Annotated in this window: 21 protein-coding genes; 12 read left to right on the top strand and 9 right to left on the bottom strand. The window is 68.3% G+C overall.

Translation table 11 applies throughout. The features are described 5' to 3' along the window. Positions 1–9 precede the first annotated feature (9 nt). The 8 genes from EV652_RS08815 (at position 10) to EV652_RS08780 (ending at position 7,640) form a co-directional block, all read left to right on the top strand. Complete coding sequence (locus tag EV652_RS08815; protein ID WP_132208548.1) at positions 10–975, top strand: ATP-binding cassette domain-containing protein; 966 nt, start codon at positions 10–12, stop codon at positions 973–975. Next, positions 972–1,817 carry an ABC transporter permease gene (locus EV652_RS08810; RefSeq protein WP_132208547.1) on the top strand — a complete coding sequence of 282 codons (846 nt, stop codon included), beginning with the start codon at positions 972–974 and terminating at the stop codon, positions 1,815–1,817. The genes EV652_RS08815 and EV652_RS08810 overlap by 4 nt, the downstream gene beginning before the upstream one ends. A 19-nt stretch (positions 1,818–1,836) precedes the next feature. After that, a complete protein-coding gene (locus EV652_RS08805) occupies positions 1,837–2,343 on the top strand; it encodes a DoxX family protein (protein WP_242001655.1) in 507 nt (168 codons plus the stop codon). A 48-nt stretch (positions 2,344–2,391) separates the two neighbouring features. Continuing rightward, entirely contained in the window at positions 2,392–3,204 is an 813-nt protein-coding gene (locus EV652_RS08800) for an alpha/beta fold hydrolase (protein ID WP_242001654.1), read from the top strand. A gap of 12 nt (positions 3,205–3,216) precedes the next feature. Continuing rightward, positions 3,217–3,522 (top strand): hypothetical protein, encoded by a 306-nt coding sequence (locus tag EV652_RS08795; protein ID WP_132208545.1) that lies wholly within the window; start codon positions 3,217–3,219, stop codon positions 3,520–3,522. Between the two features lie 114 nt (positions 3,523–3,636). Continuing rightward, positions 3,637–5,313, top strand: a complete 1,677-nt coding sequence (gene istA / locus EV652_RS08790; RefSeq protein WP_132208544.1) for an IS21 family transposase — start codon at positions 3,637–3,639, stop codon at positions 5,311–5,313. After that, positions 5,310–6,089, top strand: coding sequence for an IS21-like element helper ATPase IstB (istB, locus tag EV652_RS08785; RefSeq protein ID WP_132208543.1), 780 nt, complete (start codon positions 5,310–5,312; stop codon positions 6,087–6,089). Before istA ends, istB begins: the two co-directional genes overlap by 4 nt. A 267-nt stretch (positions 6,090–6,356) precedes the next feature. Next, on the top strand, positions 6,357–7,640 hold the full coding sequence (locus EV652_RS08780) for a tyrosine-type recombinase/integrase (RefSeq protein WP_206752083.1): 1,284 nt from the start codon (positions 6,357–6,359) through the stop codon (positions 7,638–7,640). A gap of 52 nt (positions 7,641–7,692) precedes the next feature. Here the strand turns inward: EV652_RS08780 and EV652_RS08775 are convergent, their stop codons facing one another. From EV652_RS08775 to EV652_RS08770, 3 genes are all read right to left on the bottom strand, one after another. Then, complete coding sequence (locus tag EV652_RS08775; protein WP_199238086.1) at positions 7,693–8,637, bottom strand: phosphotransferase family protein; 945 nt, start codon at positions 8,635–8,637, stop codon at positions 7,693–7,695. A gap of 275 nt (positions 8,638–8,912) precedes the next feature. Next, entirely contained in the window at positions 8,913–9,077 is a 165-nt protein-coding gene (locus EV652_RS43975) for a hypothetical protein (RefSeq protein ID WP_158441121.1), read from the bottom strand. Between the two features lie 173 nt (positions 9,078–9,250). Continuing rightward, complete coding sequence (locus EV652_RS08770) at positions 9,251–9,421, bottom strand: hypothetical protein (protein ID WP_199238085.1); 171 nt, start codon at positions 9,419–9,421, stop codon at positions 9,251–9,253. Between the two features lie 151 nt (positions 9,422–9,572). Here EV652_RS08770 and EV652_RS08765 point away from each other — a divergent pair, with 151 nt between their 5' ends. Both EV652_RS08765 and EV652_RS08760 read left to right on the top strand, forming a co-directional pair. After that, positions 9,573–10,319, top strand: a complete 747-nt coding sequence (locus tag EV652_RS08765) for an SOS response-associated peptidase (RefSeq protein ID WP_132208540.1) — start codon at positions 9,573–9,575, stop codon at positions 10,317–10,319. 36 nt (positions 10,320–10,355) lie between these two features. Further along, positions 10,356–10,988, top strand: a complete 633-nt coding sequence (locus EV652_RS08760; RefSeq protein ID WP_132208539.1) for a hypothetical protein — start codon at positions 10,356–10,358, stop codon at positions 10,986–10,988. Here EV652_RS08760 and EV652_RS08755 read toward each other — a convergent pair. Continuing rightward, positions 10,957–11,961, bottom strand: a complete 1,005-nt coding sequence (locus EV652_RS08755; RefSeq protein ID WP_132208538.1) for a hypothetical protein — start codon at positions 11,959–11,961, stop codon at positions 10,957–10,959. The genes EV652_RS08760 and EV652_RS08755 overlap by 32 nt on opposite strands. Before the next feature lie 156 nt (positions 11,962–12,117). Here EV652_RS08755 and EV652_RS08750 point away from each other — a divergent pair, with 156 nt between their 5' ends. Together EV652_RS08750 and EV652_RS08745 are read left to right on the top strand one after the other, a co-directional pair. Then, on the top strand, positions 12,118–12,780 hold the full coding sequence (locus EV652_RS08750; RefSeq protein ID WP_132208537.1) for a hypothetical protein: 663 nt from the start codon (positions 12,118–12,120) through the stop codon (positions 12,778–12,780). A 112-nt stretch (positions 12,781–12,892) separates the two neighbouring features. Then, positions 12,893–13,489 (top strand): helix-turn-helix domain-containing protein, encoded by a 597-nt coding sequence (locus tag EV652_RS08745; RefSeq protein ID WP_132208536.1) that lies wholly within the window; start codon positions 12,893–12,895, stop codon positions 13,487–13,489. Here the strand turns inward: EV652_RS08745 and EV652_RS08740 are convergent, their stop codons facing one another. From EV652_RS08740 to mobF, 5 genes are all read right to left on the bottom strand, one after another. Continuing rightward, a complete protein-coding gene (locus EV652_RS08740; protein ID WP_132208535.1) occupies positions 13,490–14,398 on the bottom strand; it encodes a bifunctional DNA primase/polymerase in 909 nt (302 codons plus the stop codon). A gap of 65 nt (positions 14,399–14,463) precedes the next feature. After that, positions 14,464–16,008 (bottom strand): DNA cytosine methyltransferase, encoded by a 1,545-nt coding sequence (locus EV652_RS08735; RefSeq protein WP_132208534.1) that lies wholly within the window; start codon positions 16,006–16,008, stop codon positions 14,464–14,466. An 83-nt stretch (positions 16,009–16,091) separates the two neighbouring features. Continuing rightward, complete coding sequence (locus tag EV652_RS08730) at positions 16,092–16,310, bottom strand: hypothetical protein (protein ID WP_132208533.1); 219 nt, start codon at positions 16,308–16,310, stop codon at positions 16,092–16,094. Positions 16,311–16,629: 319 nt separating this feature from the next. Beyond that, positions 16,630–17,985: a hypothetical protein gene (locus EV652_RS08725; protein ID WP_132208532.1), complete on the bottom strand. Its 1,356-nt coding sequence runs from the start codon at positions 17,983–17,985 to the stop codon at positions 16,630–16,632. Positions 17,986–18,004: 19 nt separating this feature from the next. Beyond that, positions 18,005–22,600 carry a MobF family relaxase gene (gene mobF, locus EV652_RS08720; protein ID WP_199238084.1) on the bottom strand — a complete coding sequence of 1,532 codons (4,596 nt, stop codon included), beginning with the start codon at positions 22,598–22,600 and terminating at the stop codon, positions 18,005–18,007. Positions 22,601–22,786 lie beyond the last annotated feature (186 nt).

Raw genomic sequence — 22,786 nt, 5'->3', positions numbered from 1 at the left:
ATCGAACCCATGGGAAAGCTCGCGATCGAGACGAGAGGGTTGAAGAAGAGCTTCGGCACGACCCACGCGGTCGCCGGTGTGGACCTGGCCGTGAGCGCCGGGGGCGTGTACGGCGTGCTCGGTCCGAACGGGGCGGGCAAGACCACCACGATCCGCATGCTGGCCACGCTCCTGCGCCCCGACGCCGGAGAGGCGCAAGTGCTCGGCTACGACGTCGTGCGTGACGCCCGGGCGGTGCGGAGCAGGGTGGGCCTTACCGGGCAGTTCGCGTCGGTCGACGAAGACCTCACCGGGGTGGAGAACCTGTTGCTGCTCGCCAGGCTGCTCGGCTACTCACGCCGCCGAGGCAGGGAGCGGGCGGCCGACCTGCTCGACGCGTTCGGTCTTGCCGAGGCGGCCGACCGGCAGGTGAAGAAGTACTCCGGCGGGATGCGCAGGCGCATCGACATCGCGGCGAGCCTGGTCGTCACCCCCGAACTGATCTTCCTCGACGAGCCCACGACCGGGCTCGACCCGCGCAGCAGGAACCAGGTCTGGGAGATCGTCAGGGGCATGGTCGCCGAGGGCGCCACCGTGGTGCTGACCACGCAGTACCTCGACGAGGCCGACCAGTTGGCCGACCGGATAGCGGTGATCGACCACGGGAAGGTGATCGCCGAGGGCTCGAGCGGCGAGCTCAAGGCATCGGTCGGCGCCGGCTCGCTGCACGTACGGCTACGTGCGCCCGAGCAGCGGGCCGAGGCAGAGCGGGTCCTCGCCGGCGTCCTCGAGGTGGCGGCTGAGCCGTCCGCTGACCCGGCCGCGCTGTCCGCGCGGATCTCCGACCCCGAGCGGGTCGCCCGTTCCCTGGCCGAGCTGTCCCGCAGCGGCATCGACGTCACCGAGTTCGCGCTCGGTCAGCCGAGCCTGGACGAGGTGTTCCTCACCTTGACCGGACACGCCGCCGAGGAGACACCCGAGGAGGATGCCGCATGACCGCCACGTCCGCGGAGCAGGGGTCGGCGCCGGTCACTGAGGACGCGCTGCGCAGCGTGCTGTTGGCCGGTGAGCGGCCGTCTCGCCCCGGCCCGGTGCGCACCTCGTTGACATTCGGCTGGCGCGCTCTGCTGAAGATCAAACACGTCCCGGAGCAGCTCGTCGACGTGACCATGTTCCCGATCATGTTCACACTGATGTTCACCTACCTGTTCGGTGGCGCGCTCGCCGGGTCGACTCAGGAGTACCTGCAGTTCCTGCTGCCCGGGATCCTGGTGCAGGCGAACGTCATGATCACCATGAACACCGGCATAACGCTGAACACCGACATCCAGAAGGGGGTGTTCGACAGGTTCAGGTCACTTCCGGTGTGGCGACCGTCGCCGCTGGTCGGCGCCCTGCTCGGCGATGTGGTGCGCTACTCGATCGGGTCGGCGATCGTGATCACGCTTGGACTGGTCCTAGGGTTCCGGCCGGAGGGTGGCGCCGTCGGCGTGGTGCTCTCGGTGGTGCTGCTGCTGGTGTTCTCGTTCTGCCTGTCGTGGCTGTGGACGATGCTCAGCCTGATCCTGCGCACGCCGAACTCGGTGGCGGGGGTCAGCATGATGGTGATGTTCCCGCTGACGTTCGTGAGCAACATCTTCGTGGACCCGAAGACGATGCCCGGGTGGATGCAGGCGGTCGTCGAGGTCAACCCGATCACCCACCTGGCGACCGTGGTACGCGGCCTGATGGACGGCTCGGTGCCCGCCGGGGAAATCGGCTGGGTGCTCGTCTCGTCCGTACTTCTCGTCGCGGTCTTCGGTCCCATCACCATGGTCCTCTACCGCAACAAGAAGTAGATGCCGCTACCGCGAGCACTTGGTCGAAATCAACTCCGACAACCCGGCCCACTCGGCCAAAGCCATCACCGCTACCAGACCCGGACACGACAAGGAGAGCCGAATGAGCACCATCCCCAAGAAAAACTCGGAAACCGTTGCGCACACGCCCGGGCGGGCGAGCAGCATCGGGGTCTGGATTCTGCACGTCGTGCTGGCGGCGATAATCGCCGGCGGCGGAATCTCGAAGCTCGCCGGCGACCCGGTCATGGTGGACATGTTCGCCGACATCGGGGCTGGCCAGTGGCTCCGGTACCTGGTCGGAGCGCTGGAGGTCGCGGGAGGGGTTGGACTTCTGATCCCGGCTCTGGCGGGCCTGGCCAGTCTCGGGTTGGCGGCATTGCTGACCGGTGCTGTCATCACCGATCAGTTCGTGCTCGAGCAGAGCCCTTGGCTGCCGCTCGCCTTACTCATCGTGGCGGCCGTGATCGCAAGGACGCGGTGGTCGCGCACCGAGGCCGTCGTCGGCACGCTGCTCAGGCGCTGAGACAAACCTCTCGAACGGAGATGTGAGATGAACGAGATGGCCTTTCGCGTGACATCAAACGATGGCACCACCATCGCCTACGACCGGAAGGGAAGCGGTCCGGCCGTCATTCTGGTGGGCGGAGCACTCGACGAGGGGGTGGAGAACGCTCCCTTGGCGCCGGCTCTCGCCGAGCACTTCACGGTCTACAACTATGCCCGTCGGGGACGCGGCGCGAGCGGCTTCACCGAGCCGTACGCCGTGGAGAGGGAGATCGAGGACCTGGATGCGTTGATCGCGGAGGCGGGCGGCTCGGCACACCTGTTCGGGGCGTCCTCTGGTGGCGCGCTGGCGCTGGAAGCGGCCGCGGCCGGGTCAGCCATCGACACGATCGCCGTGTGGGAGGTGCCCTACGCGGTCGGGGACGACATCCGCCAGCGATTCGAGGAGTACGTCGCGGACACCCGACGCGCCTTCGACGCCGGGCGAGACGAGGAGGTTCTCGAACTGTTCATGCGCTTGAGCGGCGCCTCCGACGACAACATCGCGGCCAGGAAAGCGGCAGGCAAGCAGACGGCGCATTGGGCGCATTCGGTCGCCCTCGCGCCCACGCTGGTCCACGACAGCGTCTTCCTCAACCGCTACCAATTGCCGGCCGATCGACTGGCAACGGTCACCCAACCGGTCCTGGTCACCACCGGAGGACCGATCACGGTCCCCTATATGGCAGGCCTGCCCTCGGACTTCTTCGACCGCGCAGCCGACGAGCTTGCAGACCAATTACCCCACGCTCAACGGGAGACCCTCGAGGGGCCGGATCACGTCGTCGACCCACAGACCGTCGGCCCGCTGTTGCTACGGTTCTTCAGCAGCGAACACTGAGGGGCCTGCGAGGTGTTGCGGGAAGACCGATTAGGCACCGCGCAAGCAGATCTTCGTCGCGCCAGGGACACGGGGCGGACAGGTGGTGTCGAGGTTGATGTCGTCGGCGGCATCACAGGCCTGATCCTGGGCGTGCTCGTCACCAACGTCTTCGTCACCACGCAAGGCCGGGCCGTCGTACTGACCTGGGCTTCAGTGGGACTCGACCTGGCCTACTCGCTGCTCATCGGCTCCGTCGTCGGTCGTACCCTCCACTCCGGGCCGACTCAGTACCGCCCACCGAAGCCCTGCGCAGCACATGACCAGGCACCTCGGTAGGGCCAGTGATTCCGGGCTGTGGTCGCATGCGGTCACCGTTCCCGGGCGGTGGCCCGGTGCCGAAAGTCGTGCCCACGGCGTGCTCATGGCGTGCTCACGTCAGGAGTGCCACCGATGACGCAGCCGCGTTCCCGGGTCGACCTGTACGCGGCGATCCGACGGGATGCCCGATCTGGGATGTCCAACCGCGCGCTGCAGCGCAAGCACGGCGTCGGCTTCCGAACCGTGACAGCGGCGCTGGAATCTGCATGGCCGAAGGAGAGAAAGCAACCGCCCAAACGCGGCTCACGGCTTGACGCGTACCGAGTGGTGATCGACGACTGGCTGCGCTCGGACCTCGACGCGCCGCGGAAGCAGCGACACACGGCGAAGCGGATCTTCGATCGACTGCTTGACGAACATGACGGGGCCGGGGTGGTGTCGTACTGGATGGTCCGCGAGTACGTCGCCACCCGACGCCGTGAGATTCGCGTCGAGGTCGGACGGGAACCTGCCAACGCGTTCATCCCGCAAGAGCACCTCCCGGGCCGCGAGGCCGAGGTTGACTTCGGCGACGTCGCCATCCGCCTGCGCGGCGAGCTCGTAACCTGCGCGCTGTTCAGCCTTCGGCTCTCCTACTCGGGCAAGGCCGTGCACAGGGTCAGTGCCTCGGCTGGGCAGGAAGCCTTCTTCGAGGGTCACGTCCACGCCTTCAACGTGCTCGGCGGGGTGCCGACCGGGAAGATCCGCTACGACAACCTCAAGGCCGCCGTCGCGAGCGTGATCGGGTTCTCCCGCCAGCGGGTCGAGGCCGACAGGTGGACCGCCGTCCGTTCCCACTATGGCATCGAAGCCTTCTATTGCCAGCCCGGAATCCAAGGTGCGCACGAGAAGGGCGGCGTCGAGGGGCAGATCGGCTGGTTCCGACGCAACCACCTCGTCCCCATCCCAGAAGTCGACTCCCTCGCCGAGCTCGACGCTATGGTCGACGCCTGGGACGAAGCCGACGACGCCCGGCGGATCGGGTCCCGCGCCCGCACGGTCGGGGAACACTTCGCCACCGAGCAGCCACTCTTCGCGCCCCTTCCGACCGAGCCGTTCGAGACCGGCCGCTGGTTCACCCCGCGCGTGGACCGGTACGCCCAGGTCACGGTCCGGATGAACAAGTACTCCGTGCCCGCGCGCATGGTCGGCCGTCAAGCCCGGGTGCTCCTGAACGCCAGCGACCTGGTCGTGTTCGACGGCAGGACCGAGATCGCCCGCCACGAACGGCTCATGACCAAGGGCTCGACCCGGGTCGACCTGGACCACTATCTCGAGGTCCTCCTCCGCAAACCGGGCGCGCTACCCGGTGCGAAAGCGCTGGAGCAGGCCAGGGCATCCGGGCGGTTCACGCCCGTTCACGACGCCTGGTGGGCCGCGGCCTGCAAGGCCCACGGTGACGCTGACGGCACCCGTGCCCTCATTGAGGTCCTGATGATGCACCGGCACCTTCCACACGACCACGTCGTCGCCGGACTCGCGACGGCGCTGCGTGCAGGCGCGCTCACCGCGGACGCTGTCGCGTTGGAAGCGCGCAAGTACAACGACACAGCAGATGGCGGAGCCGACGACACGACAGCGGACCACCAGTCCCTGATGAGCGGCGACAGGGCACGCGGAGAAGGCGAGATCCCTGCCGTGCGATCGCTGACCGAGCGCCGGCTCCGCGCCCACATCCCGGCCGACACTCGGCCGCTGCCGAGCGTGGAGAAGTACGACCAGCTGTTGGCCAGCCGACGTGACACCCCGAACGAAGGAGCCGCACCGTGACCACCAAGCGCCGTGGAATGACCGAAGAAGCAGCCGACGCCGCGATCGACCAAGCGTGCCGGATGCTGCGAATGCCCACCATCCGCAACTCCTTCACCGACTACGCCGACCGGGCAGGGCGTGAGCAGATGTCTTACCGCGGGTTCCTCGCCGAACTATTGCTTGCCGAGTGCGACGATCGCGCCCGACGCCGGTCCGAACGCCGGATCAAGGCCGCCAAGTTCCCCCGCGAGAAGTCCCTGCGGGCCTTCGACTTCGACGCCAACCCCAACATCGATCCCGCCGTGATCCACACCCTCGCCAAGTGCGAATGGGTCCAGAAGGGACAGCCGCTGTGTCTGATCGGGGACTCCGGCACCGGCAAGTCCCATCTGCTGATCGCACTCGGCACCGAGGCCGCCATGGCCGGCTACCGGGTCAAGTACACCCTGGCGACCCAGCTTGCCAACGAGCTCGTCGAGGCCGCCGACGAGATGACGCTGGCGAAGACCATCGCCCGCTACGGCCGCGTCGACCTGCTGTGCATCGACGAACTCGGCTACATGCAACTCGACCGCCGCGGCGCGGAACTCCTCTTCCAGGTCCTCACCGAGCGTGAGGAGAAGGCCTCGGTCGCGATCGCGTCCAATGAGTCCTTCGGCGGCTGGACCAAGACCTTCACCGACCCCCGGCTATGTGCAGCCATCGTCGACCGACTCACCTTCGGCGGCACCATCCTCGAGACCGGCACCGACTCCTACCGTCTGGCCCAAGCCACAAGGCAGCGGACAACCTGACACCCGTCGGGCGCGGAAGCGGTGTCGACGCAAACCAACATCCGCGGCACCGACACGTGCCCGGCGGTGTCAGAACTCGCCAACAAGCGGTGTCGGACGAAACCTCCGCAGCCAACCTGGCGAGAGCGGCTGGCGGTCACCACCGATGGGCTGCCGCGGCGCGAGATCCACTCGATCCTGTTCGCAGTCCGTGGCTTCTACCGGGATCTGGCGGAATGGTCACACGACGAACCGGTCCGCTGGGGCAGCTGGGTGGCACCCTGTCCGGTGGCCCGCCGTGAGTCGAAGCTGGCCTCGAAGGTGAAGCGCCAACAGAAATCCCGCACCCAGGGCCGCACTCGAATGCTGATGCCGCTGCTGCCAGCGCTCGTGGCCGAGGCAGCACGGCGCAAGGACTGGTCCGAGCGGCTCCACGCCGCGACCCTGGCCGCCGGCCCGGGCGAGATCTTCACCGTCGACGGGGCGACGTTTCGCCGGACGGAACCGCGGGCCCGGCCGCCGCGCGACGTCGCCAGCGAGCTGCGCGCCGAGCTCGTCTCACCAGCACCCTCCGGGCCGGCGATCCGGCTGCAGTACGGCGTCGTCAACGTCACCCAGGCCGAATCCGACGGCTTCTGGGCATGGGCGATCGTCGACACGCTGCGCCACACCGGCGTCCGGATCGAAGAGCTGCTCGAGCTGACCCAACTGTCGCTTCGCCACTACACCTCGCAAACAACCGGGACGCTCGTGCCGCTGCTGCACATCGTGCCCAGCAAGACCGACGCCGAGCGCCTGATCCCCATGAGCCCGGAGCTGGTGACGGTGCTGCTCGCGGTGCAGCGCCGCGCGAAGGCCGGCGGAGCGCACGTGCCGCTGTCGGTGCGCTACGACCCGCACGAACGGATCCACGGCGAACCGTTCCCGCACCTGTTCGCACGCCGGATCGGCACCCGCCAAGAAGTCATCTCCTACGCCGTCGTGCGACGCCTCCTGGGCGAGCTTGCCGCCGATGCAGGCCTGTCCGATGCCGGGCAGCCGATCCGGTTCACCCCGCACGACTTCCGGCGGCTGTTCACAACCGAGATGGTCTCCAGCGGCCTGCCGCTGCACATCGCCGCCACCTTGCTCGGCCATCTCAACCTCGACACCACCCGCGGCTACACCGCCGTGTTCCCCGACGAGGTCATCGCCGCGCACCAGTTCTTCATCGAACGCCGCCGCGCCCTGCGCCCGTTCGGGGAGCTGCGACCGGCGTCCGGGGAGGAATGGGACGAGTTCGAGCAGCACTTCCTGCTGCGCAAGGTCGCCCTCGGCGACTGCCACCGCCCCTACGGGACACCGTGCGTGCACGAGCACGCCTGCAGCCGGTGCCGGTTCCTGCGCGTCGACCCCGCCCAACTGCCCCGGATTGAGGAGATGACTTGCAACGCCGAAGCGCGCCTGGCCGAGGCACAGGACAGGGCCTGGCTGGGCGAAGTTGCGGCCTTGGAGGAGTCGCTGAAGCACCTTCGGCAGCGGCGCGCTGAGGCCGAAAACCAACTGGCGACGGCGGCAGGCCGGATCAAGTGATCAGTTGGCGGTAAGGGTGTCGACCTCGCTAGGACCTGTCATCACGGCTGCTTCACGATGTCCCAGGTGGTAGCACATCCGGGTTGATGCCCAATGCGGTGAATCGCTTGGCGAGGTCATCGACCCAGGCTGACGGTGTTCGGTGATCCGGCAGCGGGACGCCTGCTTCACTGCGCCAAAGTGCATCGCTGAGGGCCGTGCGCAGATGCCAGGCCATCACACGCTCAGCTACCAGTTCGCGGCCGGTGATCTGCCGGTAGTGGCGCATGGTGGCGGTCAATAACTCGATACCCGGACCCGTTCCGGGGAAAGTCCGCAGGTCGTACTCGGCGTCGGCGAGTCCGGCAGTTTCGAAATCGAGGACTACGCGAAGGTCTCCGCCGTCCCAGACCTGATTTCCGCCATGCAGATCACCGTGCACCAGGACACTCCGTTGCGGCGTCGCCAGCACGTCGTCCGCCCAGTCGCACCACCGCATGACAGCGGCACGCTGATCCGGACGAACCCATTTCCCGAACCCGGCGCGCACAGCGTCGGTCGCTACAGGTTGCAGCGATACAGGCGGAACGTCACCGACTACGGATTCGACGCGTTCCAGGGTCACCGGATGGTTCAACTCCGCCATGAAGTGGGCCAACTGGCGACCCACATCGTCCCGGTCAAGCGAATCCACGACGTCGAACAGTGCCTTGCCCGGCACCAGCCTGGTCACCAAGAGCACTGGATCGGTGCTGCTGGCAACCACGTCCGGCAGAAACGGAATCGCCGGTTCGCGCGCCAACGCCTCCAGCACGGCGATCTCGTACGCCAGCCGGAGCGCGGCAGGACGTGACCACGCGAACTTCGCGACGAATCGCTCGCCCACGACCGCACTCGCTGACCACCACAAGGGGTCATCCTCGCTCGCCGACTCCCGAACGGCGATCGAGTCCTCGCCCAGCGCGGGCGCGACCTGCCTCAGCGCCTCGGCGATCGCTGCGGGCGATCCCTCATCCAACCACCTCACGGCCGAGACACTCTGTCACATCCCGCCGAAGCGGAGCAGAACCGCGAGGCTCGATCCAGCCTATCCACTACTTGGCGGGGCAGCTCTACGGTCCTCATGATCGCCGAGGTTACATCGAGGGCGGGCCCGGGCCGGCGGAGCAGCTTGTCGATCGCGAGGGACTGATCCTCCGTCAGCTTCATGGTTCTGCCGACGACCTCAAGGACCTGATCCGCGGATCGGCCCACCATCAGTACCTCAGGCGCGCAGGCCATCGGTTGACTTGTTCAGTGAAGGTAGCCGTCCCACTTCACCTCGTAGCGCGAGCCGCCCGGCAACGCATGCGGGCCGGGGATCTGGTCGACCGAGCGGGCCAGCGCAAGCTCGACCGGTCCCGCCAGGTCTAGCGGAATCCGTACCGGCGGTTCAGTGCGCCGGCGTGCCGTGGCCATCACCGATCCCGCGCCGGGGGCGGTGGAAAGGCGGCCACACGACGATCACCACTCGCTTCACGGTGAGCGCCGGATCGCGCTCAGGGCAGTACCGGTGGTGCTCCGGGACGTTCGCCCCGAGGCATTTCCCGCACCGCCACTGTCCGGCCACGGCACCAGCATGCGCCTGGTCCTCAGCTCATGTCGCCGTACGGCGACCGGTTCGGCGGTGACAGCGCGATGCCCTCCGTCTGGGCTTTGGACCGGATTGCGTCCTCGGTCCGTCCGAGACGCACGCTCATGACACCGACGGGGGTGTTGCCTGCAGCCAGGTCGCGCAGTTGCTGACGTCGTCCTCGGTCCATTCCTCGCCACTGTGACGGCTCGACGTCGCCTCAGACATAGGTCGTTCCTTCCGTCGAACGTAGTTGCCTTCAGCACCGGTACCCACCGCCAACCACAGTTGCACTGCGTGATCGCGCACCTGCGAACGGCTGCCCGTGGCAGGCTTGGACCATGTGTGGTCGTTACGCGTCAACTTCCAGCCGGGCGAGGCTGCTCGAACAGTTCGATGTCGACGAGGACAACGCGGCCGAGCTGAAGGGGCCGGATTACAACGTCGCGCCGACCAAGGTCGCGCCGGTGGTGATCGCCCGGGCCCCGTCGGATGGTCCGAAGGATGCCGACCCGGTGCGGCAGTTGCGGCTGTTCAAGTGGGGTCTGGTGCCGTTCTGGGCGAAAGATGCCAAGATCGCGAACCGGATGGCCAACGCCCGGTCCGAGACGGTGCATGAGAAGCCGGCGTTCCGGGCGGCTTTCAAGTCGCGCCGTTGCCTGATCCCGGTCGACGCGTTCTACGAATGGTTCGAGACCGACCAGATCAGCGAGAAGACGAAGAAGCCGTTGAAGCAGCCGATCGCGTTCCGGCCCACCGATGGCTCCGCGCTCGCGCTGGCCGGCGTGTACGAGGTGTGGAAGGACAAGTCACTGCCCGAGGACGACCCCGCTGCGCTGCTGTGGTCGTACACGATCATTACGACGACCGCGACCGACGAGATCGGCCGCATCCACGACCGGATGCCCATGGCAGTCAGCGCCGACAACTGGACACAGTGGCTGGACCCGAACGTGAAAGAGGCCGACGAGCTGCGCCCGCTCATGACTCCCCCGGTCGGCCTCGAAATCTATGCTGTGTCGACGGCCGTCAACGACGTGCGCCGCAACAACGGGCCGCACCTGCTCGACCCGCTGCCCGCGTCGTGACCACGCGGCGCGGCCACGGTGCCCGGGGTCGGTGACATGACCGGCGACTCTGACGGCGGCGAACCGGCCGTCGATCCGCTGCTCGGGCAGCCGAGGATGGTCGACGACCCGCGAATCTCGCTGGCCCAGGGCGCAGCCGTCCTGGGCAAGACCGTCGTGCAGGTCCGCCGGCTCGTAACCCAAGGACGCCTGCCGCGGCACGGGCCAGCGAACAACTTCCGGCCCCTGCTGCTGTCCGAAGTCGAAGCCCTCCACGCCAAGGGCGAACCCATCTCCCTCAAAGACGCCGCCCGCAAGCTGTCCCGATCACTGGAGGCCACGAGGGAGCTCGTGGCCGACGGGCACCTGCCGCTCGTTCCCGGCACGAAGTCGCTGGTCTACCCAGCCGACGTCGCCGCCATCGCCCGCACGCATAGTCAATGGTCGATCCGCCGACCCGCCGGTCCGCCGGGCTACCTCGACACCAAGCAGGCCGCACACCACCTTGACCTCACCGGTCCCTACGTGAGCCAGCTCGCCGCCGAAGAGAAGCTGCCCGCAGCCTTCCAAGACGGTCAATGGTGGTTCGACCCTGACCAGATCGAGCTGGTCCGCCGCGCCCGCCGAGCACGGCGCGACCGCGCCATCCATCGCCGTCCTATCCAAAGGCGCGGCGACACATCGCTCTGAAGCCGCCTCGGGCCGGCGACCGGCAGTGCTCAACCGCCGGTGATTGCCTTCCGCGCAGCTTCTCCGGCCGCGAGCAGCATCGTCTTCGCGACCGTTGGGGCGGCATCGTTGAGACCGACAAGCAGCCGCTTGACCAGCCGACGCAGTCGATCACGGTCTGGCGCTGGTGAACTGGCCTCGGCATGCCGGTCATCGGCCAGCTCTGCAAGGTCTCCCGCCGCCGAGGCCTCGAGTCCGAGCACCGGCAGCATCTGGCGAACGCCGCCCGCGAAGTCGAGAAGCTCGGCGATATCGACACCGGCGCTGTAATTTGGGTGAACCGGTCCCCATTGATGACGAGGTTGCCGTTGTTGTCGCTGATGTGGACGGTGGTCTTGTGGTGGGTCGTCGGCCCACCGCCTCGCCGCTCGCGGATGTACTCGGCCACGTCACCGGCGTGGTCGGTGATGCACTCCCGGCCCTCGACAGTCAGCCGCGGTCGAATCCAGCCCTCTGATGACTCCTCGACATGCACCGACTCAGTGAGTTGGTGGCGTTGGAGGTACTCGGCAGCGCCACGCAGTTCCCGTTCGCTGTACGAGTCCCCGTCCTCGGCGGACTCTAGGCTGTCGGCGAACTCCTGGAAGCTGGTCGGTTCGGTGCCCCGTTCCTCCTGGGAGTCGAGCCAGGTGATCATCTCCGTGCGCAGCGCGGCCGCCCGGATCTTCGGGTTCGCGCGATCGACGTGCAACTTCTGGATTGCGTGCATCCCCGCAGGCGTGCTCCTCCCACGCGGCTTCCCAAACCCGTGGTGTCGCTCGACCATGCCGTGATCGGCGAGGAAGTCGACCACGGTGAAGCCGTACGACGCGGCGTCGAGACCGGCCTGCTCAAGGTAGGTGGCGATCGCCTCGTCCTCGTCCGTCCCGGCCCTCTCTGCCTCGTAAAGCGCTTCGAGCAGGTCACTTGCGTGCCCCTCGATTTCGGTGGCCACGGATCCCTCCGATCACATCGTTGTTCTTCCGGCGCAATGATCCTCCACCAGGCACCCATCCAACAGAAGGATCAGTCTGTCCCATCGCCGCCTCCATCGATGGCTCATCAGGACGCACGCTGGCCTCAAACCGCAGTGATGCCCCACCCTGGCCGGATGGAAGACTTGCAGCTGTGGGACGGCATGATTGGCGCGCTGGCCGGCGCCCTGATTGGCCTCGTGCCCGCCGTACTGGCCTGGCGTGCCGCCGTCAGGGCCAATAGCCGAGCGGCGGAGGCCAACGACATCTCCCGACGGTCCCTGGCTGAGGCTCAGCGCTCTGCCGCCGCGGCCGAGGCCGCGAACAGCATCGCCTCGAGCGCCGTCGAGGAGAACAGTCGCGCCAACGGCATCGCGGACCAGGCGCTGGAAGAGGCCCGACAGGCGCGCAAGATCCAGTACGCCGATTGGCATCGCCAAGCGAAACCGCACATCACACTGCTGCTGCATGATGATCCGAGCGACGAGGAGGGCTATCCGCTGGAGTTCAGTTGCGACCGCGACATCGACTCCGGCTCGATCAGCCTCGTCGACGGATGGGACCGCCGGGTGATCAAAGGCCTCGGCGCCAGCCCGGACGAACAGGTCTTCAACTTCGGCGAAGCCGTGACGTTGTCGGCGCTGAAGGCCGGTGCCAGCGCCACCAAGGGGCTGTGGATCACCAACGCCTCAGCGGCCGAGGGACAGGACGTCCGGCTGCGCTGCGAAGTCACCATCGACGGCGACAGCTGGTCCGACGTACAGACCATCGAGCTCCCTACGCGCTTCTGGATCAAGTGATCCAGCCAAACAATCTGCGGCGACAAGCCGGATCCATGACCGCAGAGCGTTGGTGGGCAATCTTGTCGCAGTCGTGGCATGCTAGCTGGCTGTGTCGTCGCAGCGTCGTCCGATGCAGAGCGGGATTGCCGCTGGTGACGCGTGGGTCTCCGGCGCCGAGGCCGCACGGATTCTCGGCGTCAGTCGGCGGACGGTCTTCCGCATGGTCGACCGCGGCGAACTCGAGACCCGCGGTCGGTACGTTCGTCCCAACTTTCGCCGTGAGTCGGTCGAGGCCGCCCAGCGACGAGGACCAGCGATCTCGCTGACGGTCGCAGCGCGTCTCTTGGGCCGCTCGCCGAGCTTCGTTCGCGCCCTGATCGCCGCTGGCGAGCTCAGATCGTTCTCGAATCCGAAGTGGCCAGTATTTCAGGCTGAGGTCGAGCGCTACGCCCAGGAACACCCGCCACCCCCACCGGGCTCGCCTTCCCTCGGCCGGGCCGGGCAGCTTGATACCCGAGGTGCTGCAGAGGTGCTCGGCCTTGGAGTCGATCGGGTTAGGCAGCTCGCCCGCGCCGGCCTGATCCCTTCAGACCAAGACGCCCGCGGCCGCTATCTGTTTCGCAGCGAGCACCTCGCCTCCTACATGCGAGCCAAGGCAGCGGCAACAGCCGCCGAGTACTTCACCACGTTGCCAACGACACCCGACGCGCGGCTGACCGACGACTAGTTATAGGTGCCGAAGCCTGGCGCTGCGCAGACCTGCTGCAAGTCCGGACTCGATCGTGCGTTCTGCCTCGCGTCGGCCGAGGCCGATCTGTCCGGCGGCGGACAGGAGTTCGTCACGGATGGTCTGCGGCTCCATCGCACCTCTGGCCGCGACCTGTCCGAGGGCGTAGGCGGCCCAGTTGAGGTCGTCGTTGCGGTGACCTTCGGTTGAGGCCAGCAGTTTCTCGAGGTGGGAGGACAGCGCGGCCAGCCCGTAGGCGGCGGACGCTTGCCGGGGCGTGTGGTCGGTGATTGCTGGTGGGGGTGGTGTGAGGGCGGTGGTGATCCACTCGGGTAGGGCTGCGGGGCGGCGGATCACGTCGGCGCGGTAGCGCTGGCCGCGGATGACCGATCCGGCGGCGACGACGTATCCTCCGTGACCTCTGGTGTCAATCTTCCAGCCCAGCCGCCCGGCACTGTTGCCCAGCTCCACATCTGCGGGTTGCCGAAAGTACAGGTGCTGACCTCCGCTGGATGTGCTGACGCTCCATGTCCTCGGCAACCGCTCCCCTGCCTCGGCTGCGAGCTCGTCGAGTGCATCGCGCCCCCATGTCGGCCCGTGGACATTAGCCGGCGGGGTCTGGTCCGGCGTACGCGGGCGGTCTAGGTCGATGACCAGCAGCCCGGACGGGCCGGTGGCGATACCGATGTTGTACGGCGCTTCGCTCCACCATTGCGTGATCTGGTTCGGGTCCGTCGTGGCGACATGCGGCCAGTCCTCCACCGCTGGCACCTTTCCGCCCGGGGCCAGCGGGAACACAGCCAGGCCACGTGCCGCGTGCCAGTGCGCCGAACGCGCGAGCCGGTCGGGAGGGCCTCCTTGAGGACAGATTTTCGTGGGTCTATTCGTCGAGCTGTGGGTGGCATTCATGCTTCTCTTCCTCCGCTTGGGTGGTGCGGAGGGGGCACGTGCAGTGCCCCCTCCAGGGTCGGGATTCAGGCAGCGGTCTGATCGGCGACCTCGTGCCCGAGGGATTCAGCGACGGCGGCCAGGAGGTCACGTGCTGCCGGTGGCGTGACCGCGTTGCCGAGCTGGCGGACCTTCTCGCGCTTGTTGCCCAACACGATGTAGCTCGGCGCGAACGCCATACCGGCGGAGACTTCGTGCGGTTCGAGCATCCGGAACAGGCAGTCCTCGACCGCAACGCTGTGCGCCTCCAGCAGCGACTGGTGACCGGCGGTGGTCAGCGTCCTCAGTGTCTCGGTGGCAGGCGTGCACATCTCTGCACCGGAGTAGCGGGATCCGTTGTTGCGCATGATCAGCGCGTAACGGTCGCGGGTGGTGAAGGTTCCGTGCGGGTCACGGGTCTCCCTGGTTGTGGCGTTGCCGTAGTAGGGCATCAGCAGGGCGTGGTGGTTGCCGTTGGCCGCGAACGTGTCGAACGGCTCGGCAACGCGCTTGGTCGTGTTGTTGTTGCGCAGCGGGATCACCAGCGCTTCGGACTCCGTCGTCGTGCGGGTCCGCATGACCTCGCTGAGCGGTGTCGCGGTCTCGTTCCACGTGCCCCCGGCCGGAACCAGCAGCCCGGTCTCGTTGCGGGTGGTCATGGTGCGCATCGCGTCCCATGCCGACGCGGCGGTCTTGCCGTCGCGGCCCTCGACCGGGATCAGAAGCTCGGGGCGCACGTAGCGGTCAAGTCCGGCGCGGATGCGTTGCATCGTCTTGTCGGCCAGCGGCTTGGTCCGGTCACCGATGCGTGTGCCGGTCAGCGACCAGTCGATCGCGGCTGCCGCCGGAAGCCACCCCGGCTCGACGACCTGATTGCGGCAGTCGACATTCGGGCAGCGCCACACGTACTGGGCGCGGTATCGGCCCCACACACGCTCGGGGTTCTTCCATGCCTGCATCGCCCGCACCTGCCGGTCGCAGCCGGTGCAGTAGGCCAGTGGGCGGGTCCACCGGTTCAGGTCTGGGCAGCCGGTCTTGCGCTGGTGAGCGACCACGTAGAGCCGGTCGCGTGACTGCGGCGCCGGAAGTCCCCCGGCCTGGGCGTGCATCGAGTTGAGGTACACCACGTGGGTGCAGTAGCCGAGGGCGTCGAGCCCGGACCGCCACGCGGGCCACAGCACCCACAGCGCGGCGTCGACGACATTTTCGACCACGATCGCGGCGTAGCGGTGGTGCTCGGCGAACCGCACAACGTCCCACATCGTCGCCCGGGACCGCTCGGCCGCCTCGTCCGGCAGGGTTTCGCCGAACAGGTCGGGCATCGCGTCGACGTTGCGCTTGCGTCCCTTGGCCTGCGAGTGGTTCGTACACTCCGGTGACGCCCACAGCACGTCGGTGCGCGGGTACCGGCGCGGGTCAACCAGCGTCAGGTCGGCGCAGTCGTGGTCGGTGTCGGGGTGGTTGGCGTTGTGGCTTTGCACGGCCAGCGGCCAGTGATTGGCGGCCATTGCAACCCGGAAACCCGGCACGAGCGTCGCGCCGAACGTTGAACCACCGACACCGCAGAACAGATCCGTCATACTCAAAGTCATCAGTGCATCTCCCTTCCAAGGAGTGGTGCGGGGAGCGCCGTGGGTGCGTGGTCCTTCACCACGACGCTCCCCGTGCCGGTGGGTTAGTTGGTGCTGTCGATGTGGTCGTTGAGCTGCCAGTCCGCGTGGTCAGGGTCGATACCAACGAACTTCCTGCCGCACGAGCAGATGCTCACGACCTTGCCGTTCGCGATCGGCTGGGGTGCCGGTGTCACGTCACGGTGTGCGGGCCATCCGGTGTCGTTGCACGCAGCAACGGGTTCGATGAGGTCCAGGTGAGATGTCTGGGTCCGGTTGTTCACGGTTGTCTCCTTGCGACTGGTCCGTTTGGTTGCCCGCTGGTGGGCTTGTGTGGCGGCAGCCCCGTCCTTTGGGGCCTGCCGGCTACTGCCGCCTACCGGACCGGCTAGAGGCTCCGCGCGAAGCGGTTCCGAAAGTTCTCGGTTGGTGGACAAGGAAATAGCGAAGCGCCGCCGTCCATCAGGCGAGAACTTTCGGAACCGCTTCGGGTGGAGGGGGCCGGTCTGGTAGCCGCCCACCAACCTCAGCCGCAGAAGGGATTTGCCCGGCACTTGTGCCGGGGTGGCCCGCCCCCGCAGGGGCGGGCCGTTGCACGGCGGGTCAGCGCGCCGTGCCGTCTCCGATGGTGGTGCTGGCCTTGCTGGCCTGGTCTTCGACCTGTCGCTGTGCGGCCTGGTCGTCGTCATGCCAGGTAGCCAACTGGTCGGCGCGGTCGTTGCCCGCGGCCTCTTCGACGACCAACGCCGCAGTCTCGACCGTTGCCGATGCGCGGCTGACCGCGACGCTGCACGCCGAGGTCTCGACCGCGGCGGACACCTCGTCAGTGCCGGCTGAGTCGTGCAGCTCCGGCTCTGCCGTCACCGCATCGCCATTAGGTGCCTGGCCGGGCGCCCCGGTGGTCTCGGACTGGATCGTGCTGTCGTCCACTGCGACATCGGCGGCATCCGCCAGGTCGCCGAACTCGGTGCACTCTTCGAGTTCGAGATCCAGGTCGGCGCGACTCATCACGACGCCGCCCCACACGACATCGTCGTAGGGGTCGACGGCCAACTCGGCAGTCAAACCGCGCATGTCCTCATCAGTCAGGTCGCCGCCACTGTCGTCGACCTCGGCCGCGCTCGGCCACGTCTCGTCTGCAGCACCCGTGGACGAGCGCCGGTCCTCGCCACCCACCCCAGCCTCTTGGGTGTTGACCTCGTCAGTGTCACTGGCGTCGGCGTTGAGAGGATGAGTGTCGGCCTCCAAATCGTCGTCATCGCGGAGCCAATGAGGGGTTCTGCCTGCAGGCAGTTCGTCGAGCATTCCGTGCGGCACGTCGATGTCGTACTGGAACGCGTACTCGTGGATCGCGTAGTGCAATCGCGCGCGTTCGCTCGACCTTTGCGTCTCAAGGTCGGTCTCAGGCTGCTCGTTCTGCGCGGCCAGCCACGCAAAGTCCTTGGTGGTCGCGCCGATCATGACGAGGGTGTGCTCGAGTTCGTCCGCGCGGGAGGGATCGCCGGCGGCCAGGGCTTCGGCTCGGCGCTGCTCGAGGTGGGCTTTGATCGGGTCGACGCCGAGATGGTCCGATGAGCTGTCGTGTGCCAGTTCGGCTGTGGACGGCGCGGTGGTGAAGATGGCGTCGGCGTCACCGTTGTCGGTGATCGTGCGAACGTAGCTGCGTCCCAGCTCGCTCCACTGCTCGTACGCTGCGGACAGGTCTTCGGGCGTGATCCGGCCGCGGCCGAGGTCGTCGACCACGAAGCCAAGTTCGTCGCCCATGGTGCGCCACAGCCACGCGTAGTTGTCGGAGCGGAGCTGGTCGGACGTCGTTTCCGCGAGCGTGCGCAGCTCATCGAGGCGCTCGTGGAATACCGCGAGGTCGCGCGGGCGTTCGACGTCGCCGCCGGGTAGGCGACGGGCGAGGTCGTTGAAAACGTTGCTGACGAGTTCGTCGAGCCATGGTTCGTTCGGCATGGTGATCGTCCTTCCTGGGTCAGGTGAGTTCGAGCGGCTGTTCCGCGTCGAGTTGGGTTTGTTCGTGGTCGTCGTTGTGCCAGTGGGCGAGTTCTTCGTCTCGCCGTGCGGCTTCTTCGGCGGCGCGCCGGGCGTCGGCCTGGTCACGCTGGCGGACCTCGATGAGGGCACGCTGCGCGCGGCGAACCGCCTCGGCGGTCTCGTCGGCGGTCGGCACGCGCAGGGCGTCGGCTTCGAGTACTCGCGGCTCGGCTGAAGCCACGGTGCGCAGGTCCGCCGGGGCCTGCGCCTCGAGTTGCTCCGTGGCTTCGTCGTCCGCATCGGTCAGGCCGGTGTCGTCGGTGTGCGCGTCGACGACCTCGGCGTCGGGGATCTCGTCGACCTGCACCGCGCCGCCCTCCTCGGCGGCGGTGAGCTGGTCGTGGACCAGTTCGGCCTCGACGAACTCGTCTCCTGGCTGTGCGGTGGCGGTGTCGCGATCGCGGGCGTCGGCGACCTCGGTCAGGTCGTTTTCGCCGAGCACTCTCCAGTCGTCGTGCTCGCGCTCGGCGGCCAGCCACTCAGCCGAGGTCGTCCCGTGGTCGGTCTCGGCGCGATCGACGACCTGCACACCACGCTCTTTGAGCTCGGAGCGGGCGCGGGCAGCCGCATCTCTCGTCGCGGCGGTGTGGGCGAGCCATTCGGCGCGGGCCTCGTCGATCTCGGCCAGCTCGGCTACGAGTGCGTCGTGGGCCTTCGCGAGTGCTCGCGCGTCGTCGGCCTCGGCCCGCAGGCGTTCACGGGCCTCGTGGGCGCTGGTGGTTTCGGCTTCGGCGTCGCGCAGCGCGGCCTGCTGCCGGGCCTTGTCGGCGGCCTGGCGGGTCGCAGCGAGTTCCTCGCCGACGTAGGGCGGCGCCCATGCCTGTTCGCGCTGGTAGGCCGCGACCCGGACCCGGAGCTGACCGACCGTCATCTCCGCCTCAGCCCGGTGATCGTCGTGTCGGCCGAGCGCGTCCCACGCTGCGCGCCACGCAGCGTAGGCCTCGGTCTGGCCCGCGTTCGGCGCCGGGCCGATCGCGTTGGTGTCGGAGTCCCAGGCAGCCAGGTCGCGGTAGCCGGCGACCGCTGCGGCTCGCCCGATCCACGCCTCGGCGGCGTCCGCGTCATCGTCCGGGCACTCGCCGAGCTGCTCGACCAGCCACGCGGGCTGCTCTTCGGCCAGATCGAACGCCAGGTCCCGGGCTGCGGTGTCGGCGTCGAGGGCCAGACGGTCCAGGTAGTCGCCCCAGGCGGGGTCGGCGACCGCGGGCAGCCGCTCGCTGTAAGTGGCACCGACCGGGTCGAGCCGGGTCGTCTTGGTGATCCGGTCGTGGATCACGTTGGACAGCTCGCGTGCGTTGCCCAGATCGCGGCGGCTGATCGCGTCCGACAGGACCGCCTCGGGGTCGTGTCCGGCCAGCTCGACACGTCGAAGCAACGCGGTCAGGGTCGCCGCGCCTGCTTCGGCGGCGAGCTTGGCGCGCTGCTTGACCGTCAGCGCCCCGTCTGCGGCGGCCCGGTCGAGCCATTGCGCGGCCCGGGTCGCGGTGGCCATGCCGATCGCGTCGGCCAGCAACTCGGCCGGGGTCCGGTGCCGGACCGCTTCGGCAGCGGACGCGTCGCGGGCCTCAGTGGCCGATCGCTGCCGGTGCTCGGCGGCGGCGTCCATGATCTCGGTCAGCACCGCGCGCGGCGAGCGGTGCAGCGCCCGCCTGGTCTCGCCGGGCTCGGCGTCGCGCGGCGCGGACTGCGTGACCACATACACGGCGTTGATCGACCGGCCGCGACTGGCCTGCACGTACAGCGAGTTCAGCGACGTGCTGGACGTCACCACACCGTAGGAGGTGTCGACCGTCAGACCCTGTGCCGCGTGGACGGTGGAGGCGTAGCCGAGGCTGACGTGTTCGGCGACGTATCCGGCGGACAGGATCATCGTCTCGCCCGGCACTTCGCCGGTGGACCCGGTCTCGAGCGGCGTCACGCGCAGCCCGCCGTCGGGCAGGACTTCGTCGATGCGATAGAGCGCGCGGTTGATGACCGCGCGCGTATTCCCCGACTGCCCTGCGAGCTTCCGGTCGTTCTTACGGGCCTGGATGATGTCGCCGGCTCCAGCTCGAGTGCCCTGCATCCCGAGTCGGACGGTGCGGGCGTCGCCGACCATTCCGAGTGACACCAGTCGCGCCCGCAGCTGCGCGGAAACGCGTGCGGCCTGGTCATTGGTGTCGACCAGCAGCATGGAGTGCAATCCAAGGATGCGATCGGACAGCCAGGCGTCCCCGGCGAGTGCCTCGGCGCGCTCGACGTTGCCGCCGTCGATGATCCGGCCCCGGCGGTGGTACTCGGCCAGCACGGATTCGTCACCGGCCCGGAGCCGTAGCGACGCGGGACCTTCCCACGCGTTGTCGAACCGGCGGGTTTCGGTCAGTTCGTGGGTGAGGGCCTGGCTGGTGACGAGATCCATGCCGCCACCGGCGCCGACGGCGGCGAGCTGGCGCTGGTCGCCAACGAGCAGCAACTTCGCGCCGAGCCGGTCGCAGGTCTCCCGGATCGCCGCGAGGTCTTGTGTGCTGGTCATCCCTGACTCGTCGAGCACCACCAAGTCCCCTTCGCCGACGATCCATTGGCGATCCGCAGCGGCATAGGCGCCGTTGGCAAGCCGCTGCTGCGCGGCGAGCCACCGCGACACGTTCAGCGCCGGCACGTTGTCGGCGGCTAGGACCTCGGTTGCGATCTGCGACGACGCCAACCCGACCACCCGCCGCGGTACGCCGTGCCACGGCACGGGGTCGGCCCATGCCTTAGCGAGGGCGCCGACCACGCGGGACTTCCCGGTGCCAGCCGGACCGATCAGAACCTCGGTCGTGGCACCGGAGCACAAGATCCCGCGTACGGCGGCGGCCTGGTCGTCGCCGAGCCGCAGACCCATCGCGGCGAGATCCTTCACGAACGCCCGGGCCTGCTGCTCGGCCATGCAGGGCGCGCCGCGCTCGTAGCCTGCGCGGGCCAGCTTCCGCTCGGCGTTCAGGTGTCCCGCGGTCGCGTAGGTGGCTCGCCCGGGCGCTTCGTAGGAGGACTGGCCGTTGGCCAGGCGAAGCTCGGCGGGCAACTGGTCCGCGCCGGGCTTGGCGGTCCCGAGCTGCACCGCGCGATCGAGGCCCTTGCGGGTCAGCCGCTCCAGCTGCTCGGTGATCTCCTCGGGTCCCAGCTCGCCGAGCGCGTCGGGCAGGGCGAGGCTGATCGCCCGGGTCAGGTCGGCCTCGCGCCACTCGGCCTGCTTGTCCTGCACCGAGGCCAGCGCGATGTCGAGCACCTCGTCTTCGTCAAAGCGGGTCGGGTCCTGCTGGCGCTGTCGCCTGGCGAGCACCTGGTCGGCGACCGTGGCCAGTCCTCCGGCGACCTCCGCGCGCAGCTCCTGGTCCCACCGGTCCAGCCGTGCCTCTGCGGTCTCTCCGTCGTGGGACTTGGCCCGCCGGGTCGCCTTCGTGGCGCGCTCCTGCATCCGTTCCAGTTCCAGCGCGTTCGGTTCGCGCCCGAACCGCTGGCGGAACTGTGCGACGAGCGTGGCGGTCTTCTTGGTGATCGCGACCCGGCGCGAGCTGAACAGGTCCATCACGGACTGGTCGACCCCGACGATCTCGCGGGCCTCGCCGTCGGGTCGCAGCTTGAACTCGACCCCGAGCGAGCGGGTCAGGTGCTGCTCCATGACCCGCTCACCGACCGCGCCGGCGGCGGACTTGTACTTGTACAGGCCCTGCCCGTCCAGGGTGCGCCACTTGCCGTCGGCACCCTGAACGCGGTTGAGGATCGCGTTGTGGATGTGCAGTTGCGGGTCGTGATCGCGTGAGTCGTGCTGGAAGAACGACGCCACCGTCCAGTCGTGCGCGTCGGCGTAGCGGCCGGACGCGCCGCCGTGGTGGCCGATCCGGACGTATCCGGACTTGTCGGCCAGGTACTCCAGGGCCGCGTTGTTGCCCGCCCAGATCGCAGCTTCGACCGCTTTGCGGTGCTGCGTCCAGGTCGCGGCCTCGGTCTCGGTGCGGTGCACTGCCTGCTCCAACCGGTGCACCGTTGCCGCCCCTGCACCGCTGTCCCTGGCCTCGTCCAGTGCACTGCGCGCCTGCTGCACTGCCCGCAGGGCACGCACCTCCTGGGCCTCGAACGCGGTGTGGAGCACCGTGACCGACTTCTGCACCGAGAACGTCGCATCGTGGAACGCGACGTTCTTCTGCGCCTTCCGGCCCGCCTCGCCCCGCAACTGCTCGCGGCGCTCCGCGTCTGCACCGGGTTCGTTGGCCAGTGCAGACGCATACAGCTCGGCCTCGGTCTTGTAGGCGCGGCCGGTGTGGCCGAGGTTCTCGGCCTCGTCCCACAGCGCCGGGTCGCGGAAACGCGAGTCCCGCGGATCGATGTAGCGCTCGTAGAGCGCGTTCATGTCCTGCGCGTCGACCTCGCCCTGCAACCCGAGGGCCGCCGCACCCCTGCCGTACCAGCGGCCGGGCGGCTCGCCGGCGGCGGTAGCGCCGGTGTAGTAGTTCTCCCGACCGGCCGCCACCGCGCCGGTCAGGTAGTCGGCGCTGTGGCCGGCGTGCACGCTCATCACGCGGCACCACCGCCCGCCGTACCGTGCCGCGGGGCGGCGGGCGGAACCGCTGTCCGGGCCACGCGGAGACCACCGGTCCAAACGGAGTGAGGACTCCACTTGATCGTGATGCAATGGTGTGTATCGAGGTTCTTCATCCTGTAGGTGCCTACTGACTGCTGGATGGTCCTCATCCGGGTGCTT

It is taken from the genome of Kribbella steppae, from assembly GCF_004342025.1.
GTDB lineage: Bacteria > Actinomycetota > Actinomycetes > Propionibacteriales > Kribbellaceae > Kribbella > Kribbella steppae.
This window is presented reverse-complemented; position numbering and strand designations above follow the sequence as displayed.